Genomic DNA, 16118 nt, shown 5'->3' with positions numbered 1-16118 from the left:
GATGGAGCTCTGACCGTCGTACCAACTGGCATGGTTTCGAACCCCGCCGCCGCGCCCATCCTGTTCGACCGCGCATTGCTGCGCGCGCGGCAGGACCGCGCGCGGCGCGGCGAGCCCGTCACGTTTCTGTTCGACCGCGTCGCGGAAGACATGGAAGAGCGCCTACAGGCGGTGATGCGGGATTTTTCCAACGTCGCGGAAGTCTGGACGCCGCGTGAATTGCTGCGGAAACCGCTGGCAGATCGCTTCAGATCGATCGTCCGTATCGATGTCGATCGGTCGGAAACGCTTCCACTGCAGCCCGAAAGCCTCGATCTTGTCGTCTCGGCGCTGGCGCTGCAATTCGTCAACGATCTGCCGGGCGTCCTCGCGCAAATTCGTCGCGCGCTGAGGCCGGATGGCTTGCTGCTGGCGGCGATGATCGGCGGCGACAGCCTGACCGAGCTGCGCCAGGCCTTTGCCGCCGCCGAAGCCGAACGCGAGAGCGGCGTGTCGCCGCGCGTTGCGCCGTTCGCGGATTTACGCGACATCGGCGCGCTGTTGCAGCGGGCGGGGTTTGCACTGCCGGTCACTGACGTCGACCGCGTCGTGGTGCGTTATGCCAACGCGTTTGCGCTGATGCAGGATCTGCGCCGCATGGGCGCCGCCAACGTGATGATCGAGCGGCGCCGCACACCGAGCCGGCGCGCGACGCTGCTGCGGATGGCCGAAATCTACGCCGAGCGTTTTGCCGATGCCGACGGTCGCATCCGTGCGACCTTCGACATCATCTGGCTCTCCGGCTGGGCCCCGCATGCGGGCCAGCAGCAGCCGCTCAAGCCCGGCTCGGCCAAGGCGAGCCTGGCGGAGGCGGTGAAGAAGGCGGGGGAGACCTGATCCTTGGGATGAGGTCCAGCGTCACATCAGCAAATCAATCAAATGCGGGATCAGCGGAATATCCGCCGGCGGCATCGGGTAGTCGCGCAACTTGTTGGCGCGGACCCAGGCGAGGGTCTGGCCTTCGCGCGGCGTGACCGTGCCCTCCCAGCGCCGGCAGATGTAGAGCGGCATCAAGAGATGGAAAGCTTCGTAGGCGTAGCTCGCAAAGGTCAGCGGCGCGAGGCATGGTTCGGCGACGGTGATGCCGAGCTCTTCATGGAGCTCGCGGATCAGGCTCTGTTCCGGCCGTTCGCCGGGCTCACACTTGCCGCCAGGAAATTCCCAGAGGCCGGCCAGCGTCTTGCCTTCAGGGCGCTGCGCGATCAGGACGCGCTTGTCGGCGTCGACCAGCGCGCAAGCCACCACCAGTGTGAGCTTGAGATCGGTCATGGGGATTACGACCTGTAATCCCCGTTGATCGCGATATATTCCTTGGTGAGATCGCAGGTCAGCACGCGGTCGCGGCCCTTGCCGAGACCGAGCGAGACCTTGATCGCGATCTCCGGGGCTTTCATCGCTTCCGACACCTGCGCCTCGTCATAGGACGGATCGCGCGCGCCGCTCTTGGCGACGCGGATGCCGTTGAAGGCGATCGAGAGCTTGTCGCGATTGGCCGGCTCGCCGGCCTTGCCGACCGCCATCACCACGCGGCCCCAATTGGCGTCCTCGCCCGCGATCGCGGTCTTCACCAGCGGCGAATTGGCAATCGACATCGCGATCTTGCGCGCGGAGGCCTTTGAAACAGCGCCTTCCACCGTGATCTCGACCAGCTTGCGCGCGCCTTCGCCGTCACGCGCCACCTGCTCGGCGAGATTGGCGAGCACCTGGTGGAACGCCTTGACGAACGCCTTCAGGCGCGGATCGCTCGCACGGCTGATTTTGGGCGCACCGTGTTCGGCGGCCGCGCCCGTCGCGAACGCCAGCAGCGTGTCGGAGGTTGAGGTATCACCGTCGATCGTCACCGCATTGAACGTGTCCTCGACGCCGCTCTTGAGCAGGGCTTGCAGCGCAGCCGGCGCGATCGGCGCGTCGGTAAAGATGAACGACAGCATTGTCGCCATGTCGGGGGCGATCATGCCGGCGCCCTTGGCCATGCCGTTGATAGTGACCTTGGCCTTGCCGAGCTTCACGGTCGCGGTCGCGACCTTCGGGAAGGTGTCGGTGGTCATGATCGCCTTGGCCGCGGTGAGATAATCGCCGGGCTCGGCACTCTCGGCGAGGCGCTCGAGCACGCCGTCGAACTTGGTCGCGTCCAGCGGCTCGCCGATCACGCCGGTCGAGGCCAGGAAAATCTCGCTCTCGCTGCACCCGACGGCCTTGGCGGCGATCTTCGCGGTCAGCGCGGTTGAGCCGCGGCCGGTCTTGCCGGTGAAGGCGTTGGCGTTGCCGGAATTGACGACGAGGGCGCGCGCCTTGCCGCCCTTCAGTTTTGCGCGGCACCATTCCACCGGTGCGGACGGGCATTTCGACTTGGTGAAGACGCCGGCGACTGCGGTGCCCTTGTCCATCACCGCCAGCAGCACGTCGGTGCGATTCTTGTAACGGATGCCGGCCTCGGCCGTCGCGAGACGGACGCCCGCGATCGCGGGCATGTCGGGAACAGTTTTCGGAGCGAGCGGGGAGACGGAAGAGGACATCGCGGGGCGCCTTGGTGGGGTCTGGATATGCAGATGGCCGGGACATCTAGTGCGAAGACGTGCTTCGCACTTTTTGCCCGGCCATTGCGATGCTTAGATACTCTTGGCGTCACCGAAGTGACAGCAAATTTTTACTTCTTGGCGGGCGGCGCCATCTTGCTGTCGGACGGCTTGGCCGCGTCGGCGGGCTTGGCGTCCTTGGCCGCATCCGCCGGCTGGTCCGTGCGCTCGATCTTGGCCTCGGCGCGCAGCTTGGCGACATAGTCGGCCTGGGCCTTGCGGGTGACGTACTGCTCGATCTGGGCCTTGACCTGCTCGAAGTCCGGCGCCTTGCGGTTGCGCTTTTCCTCGACCTTGATGATGTGCCAGCCGAACTGCGACTTCACGGGGTCGGAGATCTTGCCCGGCTCGAGCGCGAAGGCGACCGCGGAGAATTCCGGCACCATCTGCTCCTTGGTGAAGAAGCCGAGGTCGCCGCCGTCGGCGGAGCCCGGATCCTTCGACTTCTTCTTGGCGAGCTCGGCGAAATCGGCGCCCTTGTCGAGCTCGGCCTTCACCGCCTTGGCCTCGTCCTCGGTCTCGACCAGGATGTGGCGGGCGCGCACTTCCTGCTCGCCGGTGATCTGCTTGGAGGCCTCCTCATAGACCTTCTTCATGGCGTCGTCGTTGGTCGCCGCCTTGCCTTCCTGGGCGAGCAGGCTGTCCATCAGCAGGCGGTTGCGGGCGAATGCGATGCGCTTCTTGAACTCCTCGCCGTCGGCGACCTTCTTGTCCTCGGCGGCCTTGGCCACGATCTTCATGTCGATCAGGAAGGACAGCACGTTCTCGTCCTTGGTCGCCGGGTCCATCTGGGCGAGGCTCGGCCCGAGTTCCTCTTCGGCCATGGCGACGTCGCTCTTCTTGATGTCAGCGCCATTGACCTTCGCCAGGACCGGATCATCGGCAGCCCGGCCGGGACCCGCGATCAGCGCCAGCGCAAGGCAGCCCGCGAGGGCGGTGGCGAGGCCGAAGCGCAGGCCGGTTTTGGTTACCGGGAACGAGGTGGTCATGGAAAATCCTTTTGTTGAAGCAGGGGGCTGCTCGAGCGGGGCGGACACTCGCCCAATTCAGGGGGGCTTGGCAACGCGAAAAGTCTGTCAAAATGATGAATTAGCCGCAATGCGGCTGCCGTTGACAAGGCCCTGACCGGGCCATATCTCTGCCCGGTCGCGACCATGGCGATGGCGTTTATTTTGCTGCGTTTTTGGCCGTTGAACCCAGGCTTGCTCAATTCCCACCCATATGGCGGATGACCCCCAGCAGTTCGGGCTCAGGCGTCATCGGGCGTCACGGTGAGTTGATAGGCAAGCGGGTGACAACCTCTTGGCTGCAATGCGGTTAAATCGCGAACACAGGAACTAGGCATGATCGGCGCGCTCGCCCGCAAGTTTTTCGGCTCCGCCAACGACCGGCGGGTGAAGGGATATCAGTCCCGCGTCAGCGCGATCAACGCGCTGGAGCCGGAGCTCATCAAGCTCTCCGACGAGGAGCTCAAGGGCCGCACCGCCGACTTCAAGAAGCAGCTTGCCGAGGGCAAGACGCTGGACGATTTGCTGGTGCCGGCCTTTGCGACCGTGCGCGAGGCCGCCAAGCGCACGCTCGGCCAGCGCCATTTCGACGTCCAGCTGCTCGGCGGTATGGTGCTGCATGAGGGCGACATCGCCGAGATGAAGACCGGCGAAGGCAAGACGCTGGTGGCAACGCTTGCGGTCTATCTCAACGCGCTCGCCGGCAAGGGCATCCACGTCGTCACCGTCAACGATTACCTCGCCCGCCGCGACTCCGCCTGGATGGGCCAGATCTACGGCTTTCTCGGCATGACCACGGGCGTCATCGTCCACGGCCTCGACGATTCCGAGCGCAAGACGGCCTATGCCTGCGACATCACCTACGGCACCAACAACGAATACGGCTTCGACTATCTGCGCGACAACATGAAGTACAGGCTCGAGGACATGGTCCAGCGGCCGCACTTCTACGCGATCGTCGACGAAGTCGACTCCATCCTGATCGACGAGGCGCGCACGCCGCTGATCATTTCCGGCCCGCTCGACGACCGTTCCGACTTCTACAACACCATCGACGGCTTCCTGCCCAAGCTCGACAAGACCGACTACGAGGTCGACGAGAAGCAGCGCACGGTGACGCTGACCGAAGCCGGCATGGAGAAGATCGAGACGCTGCTGCGCGACGCCGGCCAGCTCAAGGGCGAATCGCTCTACGACGTCGAGAACGTCTCCGTCGTGCACCACATCAACCAGGCGCTGCGTGCCCACACGCTGTTCACGCGTGACAAGGACTACATCGTCCGTGACGACGAGGTCATCATCATCGACGAGTTCACCGGACGCATGATGCAGGGCCGCCGCTATTCGGAAGGCCTGCACCAGGCGCTGGAAGCCAAGGAGCATGTGCAGGTTCAGCCGGAAAACCAGACGCTGGCCTCGATCACCTTCCAGAACTATTTCCGGATGTATGAAAAGCTCGCCGGCATGACCGGCACGGCGTTGACCGAAGCCGACGAGCTCTTTGACATCTACAAGCTCGAGGTCGTGGAGATCCCGACCAACGTGCCGGTCGGCCGCCTCGACGAGGACGACGAAGTCTATCGCACCCAGAAGGAAAAATACGTCGCCATCCTCGCCGAGATCGAGCGCGCCAATTCGCGGCTCCAGCCGGTGCTGGTCGGCACCGCGTCGATCGAGAAGTCGGAAGTGCTCGCCGAATTCTTGAAGCAGAACGGCTACAAGCAGATCGATTTCGGCAAGGAGAACGCGCTCGACAAGCTCTATGCCGCGGCGCGCGCCGGCAAGCAGGCCAAGCTGTTTGCGGTCCTGAACGCGCGCTTCCACGAGCAGGAAGCCTATATCGTCGCCGAAGCCGGCGTGCCCGGCGCGATCACGATCGCGACCAACATGGCTGGCCGCGGCACCGACATCAAGCTCGGCGGCTCGCTCGAGATGCGCATCCCGAAAGAGACTGCGGGCATCGAGGACGAGGTCGAGAAAGCCAAGAAGATCGAGCAGATCAAGGCCGACGTCGAGCGCTTCCGCGAGATCGTGTTGAAGGCCGAGGAGACCGTCGAGATCGAGCCGGCAAAGGGCTCGAAGCCCGCCAAGACGGTGACAAAGCCCGGCGGCCTCTACATCATGGGTTCGGAGCGCCACGAATCCCGCCGCATCGACAACCAGCTCCGCGGCCGTTCCGGCCGGCAGGGCGACCCCGGCCGCTCAAAGTTCTTCCTGTCGCTGGAAGACGATCTGATGCGCATCTTCGGCTCGGACCGCCTCGACAGCATGCTCCAGCGTCTCGGCCTGCAAGAGGGCGAGGCCATCATCCATCCCTGGATCAACAAGGCGCTCGAGAAGGCGCAGCAGAAGGTCGAGGCGCGCAACTTCGACATCCGCAAGAATTTGCTCAAGTTCGACAACGTCCAGAACGACCAGCGCAAGGTGATCTTCGATCAGCGCGTCGACCTGATGAAGGACGAGAGCGTCGTCGAGACCGTCACCGACATGCGCCACGCCTTCATCGACGACCTCGTCGCCAAGCACGTGCCCGAGCATGCCTATGCCGAGCAGTGGGACGTCGCTGGCCTGAAGGAAGAGCTGAAGCGCGTGCTCGATCTCGACCTGCCGGTCCAGGACTGGGCCAAGGAAGAGGGCATCGCCGACGAGGAGCTGCTGACGCGCATCGAGACCCGCGCCGACGAGCACATGGCCGCGAAGGTCGCGCAATGGGGCCCCGACGTGATGCGTTACGTCGAGAAGACCATTTTGCTCCAGACGCTCGACCACCTCTGGCGCGAGCACCTGATCATGCTCGACCATCTGCGTCAGGTCATCGGTCTGCGTGGTTACGGCCAGCGCGATCCGTTGCAGGAGTACAAGACCGAAGCCTTCAACCTCTTCCAGGAGATGAGCGCTCACTTACGCGAGGCCGTCACCGCGCAGTTGATGCGGGTCGAGATCGTCCCGCCGGAGCAGGAAGCGCCCATCCTGCCGCCGATGGAAGCGCACAAGTTCGACCCGAACACCGGCGAGGACGAGATGGCCGTCGCCAACGTCTCACTCGCCCCGCAGGCCACCGACGCCACCCTGCGCGATCCGAAGAACCCGGCATCGTGGGGCAAGATCGGCCGCAACGAGGACTGCCCGTGCGGCTCAGGCAAGAAGTACAAGCACTGCCACGGGCGGTACGGCTAGCCGCTAAGCTCTGCTGTCGTCGCATATTCCGCTGTCGTCCCGGCGAAGGCCGGGACCCATACCGCGGAATCTATCGAGAGCATGCGGTCGTTGTACCGCGTGAAGCAGCGCAACTAGCTGCCTTCGCCAAACTTAATCCTGTGGTTATGGGTCCCGGCCTTCGCCGGGACGACGAGTGAGAGATCCTACCTAAAACGAACAGCCTCAATTCGAGCTGTCGATCAGACTCTCCAACAGCCGCTTCAACTCGCTCGTCGACTTGTTGCCGTAGCTCTCCAGGATGTGCTCCTCTTGGTCCACCGCGAGCGTGTTGAGCTTCTTGCTGAGCACCTTGCCGCGGTCGGAGATGAACATCAGGACCTTGCGGCGGTCATTGGGATCCTGCACGCGATAGACCAGCGTGTCGGAGACCATGCGGTCGATCATCTTGGTCAGCGTCGGATGGTTGAGCAGCACGGCATCCGCAAGCTCGCCCATCGAATGGCCGTTGCCATCGGAGAGAACCTTGAGGATGCGCCACTGCTCGACGGGCACGCCTTCCTTGCTCAACCGCAGTTCCAGCTGCCGGTTGATCTCCCGGTTGGCTTGCGCGAGCAGATAAGCGAGGTGTTCGGTGATCGGAGCGTTCGGTTTTGCCACGGCTAAGACTTCGTCTTGACCCAAATGAGTGAATGTCTTGCAATCAATGCTGCATCTATATGCACTTCAATTCTTGAATATTCAATATTTTCAAAATAGGATGATTGCACAACAAAAGGGCGGAAGCCGCGGCCGCCTGCTCAATAGGCTTTCAGGTCTGGCACCAGACAGGAGTTGGCGTGCGCGCGACGGTAAACTTCCCGGCTCACGGCGGTCCGGCGTTGCCGCCGTCTTTGCTGTTCAGGAATCTGTCGTCGGCGGCCGATGGCGCGCTGTCGCCGGCCGATCATGCCTTCCTCAAGCGGCGCGGCGCGAGCAAGCTGCGCATCGGTGGCTTCATCTGCTGTAGCGGTTCGCCCGGAGTCTGGGGTCCGTGCGCGACCAACTCTGCGCAGCTCGCGGTCGCCGAGATCAACAAGCGCGGCGGCATTCTCGGACGCGAGATCGAGCTTTCGATCTACGACGCCGGCGGCCCGCTTGATGAGATCCTGAACCGCGCCGAGCAGGCGATCGCGTTCGATGAGCTCGATCTCATTGTCGGATTGCACACCAGCGCGGTCCGCGTCGGCTTGCGCAAGGTCACCACGCGCCACCGCATTCCCTACATCTACACGCCGGTCTATGAGGGTGGCGAGCGCACGCCGGGCGTGATGGCGATCGGCGAGACGCCGCGCTGGCAGAGCCGGCCTTCGATCCATTGGCTCGCCGACGTCAAGAAGGCGGCGCGCTGGTATCTGATCGGCAGCGACTATGTCTGGCCCTGGCAGTCGCACCGCGCGGTGAAGCGCTACATCAAGGAAACCGGCGGACACGTCGTCGGCGAGGAATTCGTTCCGCTCGGCGAAGACAACCACGAGCCGCATCTGGAGCGCATCCGCGCCGCACGGCCGGACGTCGTGCTGATTTCCCTGATCGGCACCGATAGCATCACCTTCAATCGCGCGTTCGGCGAATGCGGCCTTGCCGCGACGACCCTGCGGCTCGCCGGTGCAATGGACGAAACCGTGCTGCTCGGCATCGGCGCCGACAACAGCGAGAACATGTATTGCGCGTCCGGCTATTTCCCCGGAATTGGCTCGCGGGCCAACGATGATTTTCAAAGCCGCTATCATCTGATGTTCGGGCCGAACGCCGCGCCGATCGGCTCGCTCGGTCAATCCAGCTATGAGGGGCTGCGTTTCCTCGAAGCCGTCGCGAACAAGGCTGGAACATTGGCGATGGGGCCGATGCTCGCAGCGGGGCGCAACATCGTTTATGGCGGCGCGCGCGGCCCTGTCACCGTTCGCAACGGCCATGCCCGGATGCAGATGTATCTCGCCGAAGCCGACGGCCTCGATTTCAAGCTGATCAAGCCGGTCTGATGCCGGCGAGGCAATCTACACACGACCTCGATCCAAAATAATACTTGAAAAGGAAAATATTTCCGTCTGTAATATCGACGCGACGCCGATTGGCCCCGCGCCGTGCAGGCGCGGCCCGAGCGGCTGTCCGTCCAAAGCCAGGGATCAAGAAGCCTCAAGGAGAGCGCCGTGACAGTTGTCCTTCCCACGCCAGCCCAGCTCCGCAGCGTCGCCGAGCAGTGCGGCCTCGCGTTGACCGATGAAGACGTTACCTCGTTCCGCGGCCTGATGCAGGGCTCGATCGAGGCCTACAATCTCGTCGGCGCGATGCCGGACGAGGTGCCGGAGGTGAAATATCCGCGCACGCCGGGCTATCGGCCGTCAGCGGAGGAGAACCCGCGCAATGCCTGGTATCGCAAGTCGACCGTGAAGGGTGCTAGCTCCGGCAAGCTCAAGGGCAAGACGGTCGCGCTGAAGGACAACATCATGCTCGCCGGCGTTCCCATGATGAACGGCTCGGCGACGCTGGAGGGCTACGTCCCCGATTTCGACGCCACCATCGTCACCCGCATGCTCGACGCCGGCGCCGAGATCGCCGGGAAAGTTCATTGCGAATCCTTCTGCATGTCCGGCGGCAGCCACACCGGCGCGGTGGGCGCGGTGCATAATCCGCACAAGATGGGCTATTCGGCCGGCGGCTCGTCCTCGGGCTCAGGCGTCGTCGTCGCCCTCGGCGAGGTCGATATGGCGATCGGCGGCGACCAGGGCGGCTCGATCCGCATGCCGTCCTCGTTCTGCGGCACCTACGGCATGAAGCCGACCTGGGGCCTCGTGCCCTATACCGGCATCATGCCAATCGAGGTCTTCGTCGACCACACCGGCCCGATGACGGCGACAGTTGCCGACAACGCGCTGCTGCTGGAAGTCCTCGCCGGTGACGACGGCTACGATCCCCGCATCAAGGCGCCGAAGGTCGAGGAGTACACCAAGGCGCTAGGTCAGGGCGTGAAGGGCATGAAGATCGGCATCCTCAAGGAAGGCTTTGAGCAGGCGAACGCGGAAACCGCTGTCAATGAAAGCGTGCGCGAGGCCGCCAAGCGTTTCAAGGATCTCGGCGCCACCGTCGAGACGGTCTCGATCCCGATGCACCTCCTGGGCCCCGCGATCTGGACGCCGATCGGCACCGAAGGCATGACCCAGACCATGATGTATGGCGACGGCTATGGCCTCTCCCGCTCCGACCTCTATTCGACCTCACTGATGGATTTCCATCGCGGCTGGCGGCGGCAGGCGGACTCGCTGTCCGAGACAACAAAGCTGTTCCTGCTGCTCGGCACCTACATCAACAACAATTTTGGTCCGCGCTATTACGGCAAGGCGCTCAACATCTCGCGCCGCCTCACCGCGGCCTATGACAAGGCGTTCAAAGACTACGATCTGCTGCTGCTGCCGACGACGCCGATGAAGGCGACGAAGCTGCCGGAGCCCACGGCCAGCCGCGAAGACTATGTTGCCCGCGCGCTGGAGATGATCTCCAACACCGCACCGTTCGACATCACTCATCACCCCGCGATGTCGCTGCCATGCGGCATGGTCGATGGCCTGCCCGTCGGCCTGATGCTGGTCGGTCGCATGTTCGAGGAATCTACCATCTATCGCGCCGCGCATGCGTTCGAGCAGGTCGGCGACTGGAAGAAGATGTGAGCGTGGAACTCATGCAGACGGACGGAACAGCATCATATGGCTAACGCGTTCGTCGCGGCGTTCGAGATCCTGAGTTTTGGCGCGATCATCGTTCTGATCGTGCTGGGGCTCGGGATCATCGCCAGCATGATGGGCATCTTCAACTTCGCGCAGGGCGAGTTCGTCCTGCTCGGGGCTTACATCACCTATCTCGCCTACGCCAAGGGATTGCCAATCTGGACCGGCATGGTTGCGGCGCCCTTCGCGGTCGGCGCGCTCGGCTTCGTGCTGGAGGCGCTGATCATCCGGCGTTTCTACGCTGCACCGATCGTCGCCATGCTTGGCACCTATGCGCTCGGCCTGATCATCCGCGAGACCGTGCGCGGCCTGATCGGCGGCTTCTATCTGACCGTGCCCGAGCCGATCGGCGGCTCGATCGACATCGGCGCCATGCACATCTCGGCCTGGCGCTTCACCATCATCATCATCACGCTCTTGGTGATGGCGGGCTGCTATCTCCTGTTGTCGCGAACCAGCTTCGGCTTGCGCGTGCGCGCTACGCTGGAAAATCCGTCGCTGGCGCGGGCGTCGGGCATCTCCACGCCGCTGATCTACGGCGCGACCTTCGCGTTCGGTGCGGCGCTCGCCGGCCTTGCTGGCGCACTGATCGTACCGGTGTTCAGCCTGTTCGCCGACCTCGGCCTGCGCTTCCTGATCCAGGGCTTTGTCGCCGTCATGGTCGGCGGCGTCGGCTCCTTTATCGGGCCGGTCGCGGGCGCCGGTGTCATCGGCACGCTGAGCGCTGCGCTGCCATGGGTGATGGCGCCCGTCGTCGCCGACGTCCTCGTCTTCGTCCTTGCCATTGTCTTCATCAAATTCCGGCCACAGGGCCTCATCGCTGGAAAAGGGGTTTAGTCCAATGTTTGCAGATCGCACCAATCTCACCCGCCGCCGCTTTCTCGGTAACTTTGCCTTTGCCACCGGCGCGGTCGCGACCGGCGTCGGTAGCTGGGTCATCCCGGCTCCCTGGGCCAACGCCGCAGAGGCTCCGATCAAGGTCGGCATCGCGACCGACCTCACCGGCCCGATCGCCTATGCCGGTACGGCGGACGCCAACGTCGCCAAGATGCTGATCAAGCAGATGAACGATGCCGGCGGCCTGCTCGGCCGTCCGCTCGAGCTCTACATCGAGGACACCGCGTCGAACGAATCCGTTGCCGTCGGCAACGTGCGCAAGCTGATCCAGCGCGACAAGGTCGACATGGTTCTGGGCGGCATCACCTCATCGATGCGCAACGCGATCAAGGATCCGATCGTGGCGCGCGGCAAGACGCTCTACATCTACCCGCAGCTCTACGAAGGCAAGGAGTGCACGCCCTATTTGTTCTGCACCGGGCCGACGCCGGCGCAGCAATGCGACGATTTCATCCCCTGGCTGATCAAGAACGGTGGCAAGAAGTTTGCTCTGCCGAGCGCCAACTATGTCTGGCCGCACACGCTCAACGTCTATGCCCGCAAGGTGATCGAAGCCAACGGCGGCGAGGTCGTGTTCGAGGAATATTATCCGCTCGACCAGGTCGACTTCTCCTCGACCGTCAACCGCATCATCTCCAACAAGGTTGACGTCGTCTTCAACACCGTCATTCCGCCGGGCGTCGGCCCCTTCTTCAAGCAGCTCTATGAAGCGGGCTTCCTCAAGAACGGCGGTCGGCTCGCCTGCGTCTACTATGACGAGAACACCCTCAACATCAACCAGGCGGCCGAGATCGAGGGGCTCGCAAGCTGTCTCGATTATTTCAAGGTGCTGACCAAGGAGGATGCGTTCAACGCGAAAATTCAGGCGGCCTATGAAAAGGATTTCCCCGGCAACTTCCTGTTCGCCGCCGGCAGTGCGGCGACCGGCACCTATCGCGGCCTGAAGCTGTGGGAAGCCGCCGTCAAGGAAGCCGGCAAGGTCGACCGCGAATCCGTCGCCGCCGCGCTCGATCACGCCAAGATCGCCGAAGGTCCGGGCGGACCGGCCGAGATGGTGCCGGGCAAACGGCACTGCAAGATGAAGATGTACACCGCGGTCGCCAAGGCCGGGAACTACGAGATCGTCGGACGCAGCGACGGGCTCGTCGATCCCAAGGAGTGCTAGAGAGCCATGCTAGAGAGGAATGCTGAGGCGGAATGCCGAAGTCCATGAGTGTGGTAAAGCAGGCCATCGTCGCCGACGCCGGCGATGAAGTGGACGGTGCGATGGCTGAAAGCGCAGCGGCGGGACAGGTCGCGGCAGGACGAAAGGTCCTGCCGATCGTGGAGGTCGTTGTGCTTGTCGCGGCGCTGGTCGCCCCGCTGGTGCTGCAGGACTATCTCACGGTGTTTGCGACACGCGTGATCATCCTCGCGCTGTTCGCGCTGTCGTTTGACCTGGTCTGGGGCTATGCCGGCATCATGAGCTTTGGTCAGGCCCTGTTCTTCGGCTCGGCCGGCTATGGCGTCGCGCTGCTCGCGCGCGACTTGGACATCACCAACATCTTCCTGGTGCTCCCTGCGGGAACGATCATCGGTCTCGCCTTCGCGCTCCTGCTCGGCGGCTTCCTGCTGCTGGGACGGCATCCCTCCAGCGTGATCTTCGTGTCGCTTGGCACGTTGACGGGATCATACGCCGCCGATCGGCTTGCGCGCGGCTGGTATTATCTCGGCGGCCAGAACGGTATCCCCTCGATCGCACCGATGACGCTCGGCGGCTACGAATTCTCTGAAGGGCCGCCCTTCTACTATCTCGTGCTCGGCATTCTCGTCGTCGTCTATCTGCTTTGCCGTTTCCTGGTGCGCTCGCAATTCGGCCTGGCGCTCGCAGGCCTGCGCGAGAACGAGCAGCGCATCGCCTTCTTCGGCTACAAGGCGCAGCATCTCAAGGCGATCATCTTCGCGATCGGTGGCGCCGTCGCGGGTCTGGCCGGCAGTCTTTATGCGTTCCACGAAGGTTTCGTCTGGCCCAACATGGTCGGCGTCGTCGTCTCGACCCAGGTCGTGCTTTACGTTTTGTTCGGCGGTTCCGGCACGCTGATCGGCGCCGTCATCGGCGCTATCATCGTCGAAGGCGTCAGCTTCTGGCTCTCGGACAATTACCGCGACATCTGGCCGATCATCCTTGGTGTGCTGCTCCTGCTCGTGATCCTGTTCCGGCCGCTCGGCCTGATCAGTTTTGTGCTGGGCGAGCGCGAGCGTGTCGGCAGCTTTGGTGCCAGCCGTAAGGAGAAGCGCGATGCCGCTCCTTGAAGCTGTCGGTGTCAGAAAGGTGTTCGGCAAGCTCACCGCGCTCGACGGTGCGGCGCTGACCGTCGGCGAGAACGAGTTTCATGGCCTGATCGGACCGAACGGCTCCGGCAAGAGCACGCTGATGAAGTGCATTGCGGGGGCCGAAGTGCCGACACAGGGCAAGGTCTCCTTCATCAACACCGATATTACCGCGTTCACGCCGACCGAGCGCGCCCGCGCCGGCATGAGCCTGAAATTCCAGATCACCTCCGTGCTGCCGACGCTGACGCTGTACGACAACATTCTGCTCGCGTTGCAGGCGCAGTCTTCGCTGTTCGACCTCGTGTTCTCGCGCACAAGAGGCGCGCTGCACGATCAGGTCATGACCATGCTCACGCAGTTTCGCCTCGTCGACCGTGCGTTCGACGCAGCCGCGGCACTGTCGCACGGCCAGCAGCAATGGCTGGAGATCGCGATGGCACTCGCTGGCAAGCCAAAACTGTTGCTGCTCGACGAGCCGACCGGCGGCATGAGCCTGGAAGAGCGTCGTGTCACCGGTGAGTTGCTCCAGCCGATCAAGCAGCACTGCTCGCTCGTGATCGTCGAGCACGATCTCGATTTCATCCGCGACATCTGTGATCGCCTCACCGTGCTCGACCAGGGCAAGGTGCTGGCGTCCGGCACCGTGTCCGAGATCCAGGCCAACAAGGCCGTCCAGGAGATTTATCTGCGCCGTGCCTGAATTTTTGGACATCAAGCATCTCGACGCCGGCTATGGCCGCAGCCAGGTCCTGTTCGACGTCAACCTCGGCATTCCCTGGCGGGGCGGCGTTGCCGTGTTGGGCCGCAACGGCGCCGGCAAGACCACACTGATGAAGACCATCGTCGGCGAGCTGCCGGCGTGGAAGGGCGAGCTCGCCTTCGACGGCCGCGACATCAGCCGCCGCGCGACCCAGGAGCGCGTGCGCGCCGGCATTGGCTATGTGCCGCAGGAACATTCGGTATTCGCGCGCCTGTCGGTGCGCGACAATCTCGCGGTCGGCTCGCTCGCGAGCAGCAAGGCCGACGCCGTCGACCACGTGCTGACCATCTTCCCAAAGCTCGGTCAGCGCCTCGACCAACCCGCCGGCACGCTCTCCGGCGGCGAGCGCAAGATGCTCGCCATCGGCCGCGCCATGCTTGGCGATCCAAAACTGCTGCTGCTGGACGAGCCGACTGAAGGCGTCTGGATCGGCGTGATCGAGGAGATCACCGAGCGCCTGATTGAGCTCGCGAAAAACATCGCCGTCATCATCGTCGAGCAGCACCTCGATTTGGCGCTGCGCGTTGCGGATTACGCCTACGTGTTGGACCGCGGACGGGTCGCGCTACAAGGCGCGGCGGGTGATGTGCGGGGAAATCCGGAGCTGCTGCGGTATCTGGCGCCGTAGAGGGGCAGCCGTTAGCTTCAAATCCCTCGCAACGCGTCCCCTGCGAGCCCCGTCATCCTGAGGTGCGAGCCATGCGGCGCGAAGCGGTGCATGGGGAGCCTCGAAGGATGCACGGCCGAGCTGTCAGCCGGGCGGTCGCCCTTCGAGGGCCGCTGAAGAAGCGGCCACCTCAGGGTGACGGTGAGACGTTTCCGAGAAACGGATTAACGATGGTGAGCCCGCCGATGCTGCGGCCGTGCTGCATGTCTTCACTGTAGAGGATATCGCAGCCGGCTTCGATCGCGGCGGCAACGATCAGCGCATCGTAGAAAGCGAATCCATCATCTCGCACGAGCGCAAGGGCCGCACGGCTGGTCTTCACCGTCAGCGGAAGTGCGGGATCGAGCGTATCGTCGATATCATCGAACAGAAGCTCGATGTCGCGCCAGTTTCGTCCCTGCTTCTTGCGCAAGACGTTTGCCAGTTCATTCAGGACCTGCACGCTGATGGTGCCGCCTTGCTCGATCAAGTCTTGCGAGATTGTCGCCTTGGTACCGGTCTGCTGCGCGTAAACGAGAATGTTGGTATCGAAAAACGCGCTCACCGCTCGTTTGCCTCGTTGCGATCGAACTTGTAGTCGGCAGGCAGGGAGGGCCAGTTGCGTGCGCGCATGTTTTCGATCGCCCGCCGGCGACGCTCCTCCTTGGTCTCGACCTCGATCGTCCCTTTGCGCGCGGCGACAACATCGAGCTCGTCACCTTCTTTGAGGCCTAGCTCTTCCACCAGCGTCTTGGGCAGCCGGACCGCGAGGCTGTTACCCCATTTGGAAACCTGCACCGTAGCCTCCATGATATCCAACGATTATATGTATATCATAATAAGGATATCATTGCAGTCAAAAAGCCGGGGGAAGGTGGGTATTGGCCAGACGGCCTGCGCCGTAACCGTAAAAGGTCGAAGACAGCGTGATTGGGGCCTAATGTCAGCGCCGCCGAAAATGCG

General features: G+C 63.4%; 15 protein-coding genes. 9 read left to right on the top strand and 6 right to left on the bottom strand.

Annotated features, from left to right (window positions below; all coding sequences use genetic code 11):
* Window positions 1-30: 30 nt before the first annotated feature.
* Window positions 31-876 (top strand): methyltransferase domain-containing protein, encoded by an 846-nt coding sequence (locus tag UP06_RS05495; RefSeq protein WP_045001248.1) that lies wholly within the window; start codon window positions 31-33, stop codon window positions 874-876.
* Window positions 877-897: 21 nt separating this feature from the next.
* Here UP06_RS05495 and UP06_RS05490 read toward each other — a convergent pair whose 3' ends face one another.
* The 3 genes from UP06_RS05490 to UP06_RS05480 form a co-directional block, all read right to left on the bottom strand.
* A complete protein-coding gene (locus UP06_RS05490) occupies window positions 898-1308 on the bottom strand; it encodes a (deoxy)nucleoside triphosphate pyrophosphohydrolase (protein WP_045001247.1) in 411 nt (136 codons plus the stop codon).
* Window positions 1309-1313: 5 nt separating this feature from the next.
* A complete protein-coding gene (gene argJ, locus UP06_RS05485; protein WP_045001246.1) occupies window positions 1314-2555 on the bottom strand; it encodes a bifunctional glutamate N-acetyltransferase/amino-acid acetyltransferase ArgJ in 1242 nt (413 codons plus the stop codon).
* A gap of 131 nt (window positions 2556-2686) precedes the next feature.
* Window positions 2687-3604 carry a peptidylprolyl isomerase gene (locus tag UP06_RS05480; protein WP_045001245.1) on the bottom strand — a complete coding sequence of 306 codons (918 nt, stop codon included), beginning with the start codon at window positions 3602-3604 and terminating at the stop codon, window positions 2687-2689.
* Window positions 3605-3958: 354 nt separating this feature from the next.
* Here UP06_RS05480 and secA point away from each other — a divergent pair, with 354 nt between their 5' ends.
* Complete coding sequence (secA, locus tag UP06_RS05475) at window positions 3959-6799, top strand: preprotein translocase subunit SecA (RefSeq protein ID WP_045001244.1); 2841 nt, start codon at window positions 3959-3961, stop codon at window positions 6797-6799.
* 204 nt (window positions 6800-7003) lie between these two features.
* On the opposite strand, the gene UP06_RS05470 is transcribed toward secA, so the two are convergent.
* Window positions 7004-7438: a MarR family winged helix-turn-helix transcriptional regulator gene (locus tag UP06_RS05470; protein ID WP_045001243.1), complete on the bottom strand. Its 435-nt coding sequence runs from the start codon at window positions 7436-7438 to the stop codon at window positions 7004-7006.
* Window positions 7439-7617: 179 nt separating this feature from the next.
* On the opposite strand from UP06_RS05470, the gene UP06_RS05465 reads away from it, so the two are divergent.
* The 7 genes from UP06_RS05465 (at window position 7618) to UP06_RS05435 (ending at window position 15137) form a co-directional block, all read left to right on the top strand.
* Window positions 7618-8799: a substrate-binding domain-containing protein gene (locus tag UP06_RS05465; RefSeq protein ID WP_045001242.1), complete on the top strand. Its 1182-nt coding sequence runs from the start codon at window positions 7618-7620 to the stop codon at window positions 8797-8799.
* Window positions 8800-8967: 168 nt separating this feature from the next.
* On the top strand, window positions 8968-10482 hold the full coding sequence (locus tag UP06_RS05460; protein ID WP_045001294.1) for an amidase: 1515 nt from the start codon (window positions 8968-8970) through the stop codon (window positions 10480-10482).
* 36 nt (window positions 10483-10518) lie between these two features.
* Window positions 10519-11376 carry a branched-chain amino acid ABC transporter permease gene (locus UP06_RS05455; RefSeq protein WP_045001241.1) on the top strand — a complete coding sequence of 286 codons (858 nt, stop codon included), beginning with the start codon at window positions 10519-10521 and terminating at the stop codon, window positions 11374-11376.
* A 4-nt stretch (window positions 11377-11380) separates the two neighbouring features.
* Window positions 11381-12601, top strand: coding sequence for a substrate-binding protein (locus tag UP06_RS05450; protein ID WP_045001240.1), 1221 nt, complete (start codon window positions 11381-11383; stop codon window positions 12599-12601).
* A 32-nt stretch (window positions 12602-12633) separates the two neighbouring features.
* Window positions 12634-13728, top strand: coding sequence for a branched-chain amino acid ABC transporter permease (locus UP06_RS05445; RefSeq protein WP_045001239.1), 1095 nt, complete (start codon window positions 12634-12636; stop codon window positions 13726-13728).
* Complete coding sequence (locus UP06_RS05440) at window positions 13715-14449, top strand: ABC transporter ATP-binding protein (protein ID WP_045001238.1); 735 nt, start codon at window positions 13715-13717, stop codon at window positions 14447-14449. Before UP06_RS05445 ends, UP06_RS05440 begins: the two co-directional genes overlap by 14 nt.
* Entirely contained in the window at window positions 14442-15137 is a 696-nt protein-coding gene (locus UP06_RS05435; RefSeq protein WP_045001237.1) for a branched-chain amino acid ABC transporter ATP-binding protein, read from the top strand. The genes UP06_RS05440 and UP06_RS05435 overlap by 8 nt, the downstream gene beginning before the upstream one ends.
* A 169-nt stretch (window positions 15138-15306) precedes the next feature.
* Here UP06_RS05435 and UP06_RS05430 read toward each other — a convergent pair whose 3' ends face one another.
* Both UP06_RS05430 and UP06_RS05425 read right to left on the bottom strand, forming a co-directional pair.
* On the bottom strand, window positions 15307-15720 hold the full coding sequence (locus tag UP06_RS05430) for a PIN domain-containing protein (RefSeq protein WP_045001236.1): 414 nt from the start codon (window positions 15718-15720) through the stop codon (window positions 15307-15309).
* Complete coding sequence (locus UP06_RS05425) at window positions 15717-15953, bottom strand: AbrB/MazE/SpoVT family DNA-binding domain-containing protein (protein ID WP_045001293.1); 237 nt, start codon at window positions 15951-15953, stop codon at window positions 15717-15719. Before UP06_RS05425 ends, UP06_RS05430 begins: the two co-directional genes overlap by 4 nt.
* Window positions 15954-16118 lie beyond the last annotated feature (165 nt).

This window comes from Bradyrhizobium sp. LTSP857, from assembly GCF_000938285.1.
Lineage (GTDB): Bacteria > Pseudomonadota > Alphaproteobacteria > Rhizobiales > Xanthobacteraceae > Bradyrhizobium.
This window is presented reverse-complemented; position numbering and strand designations above follow the sequence as displayed.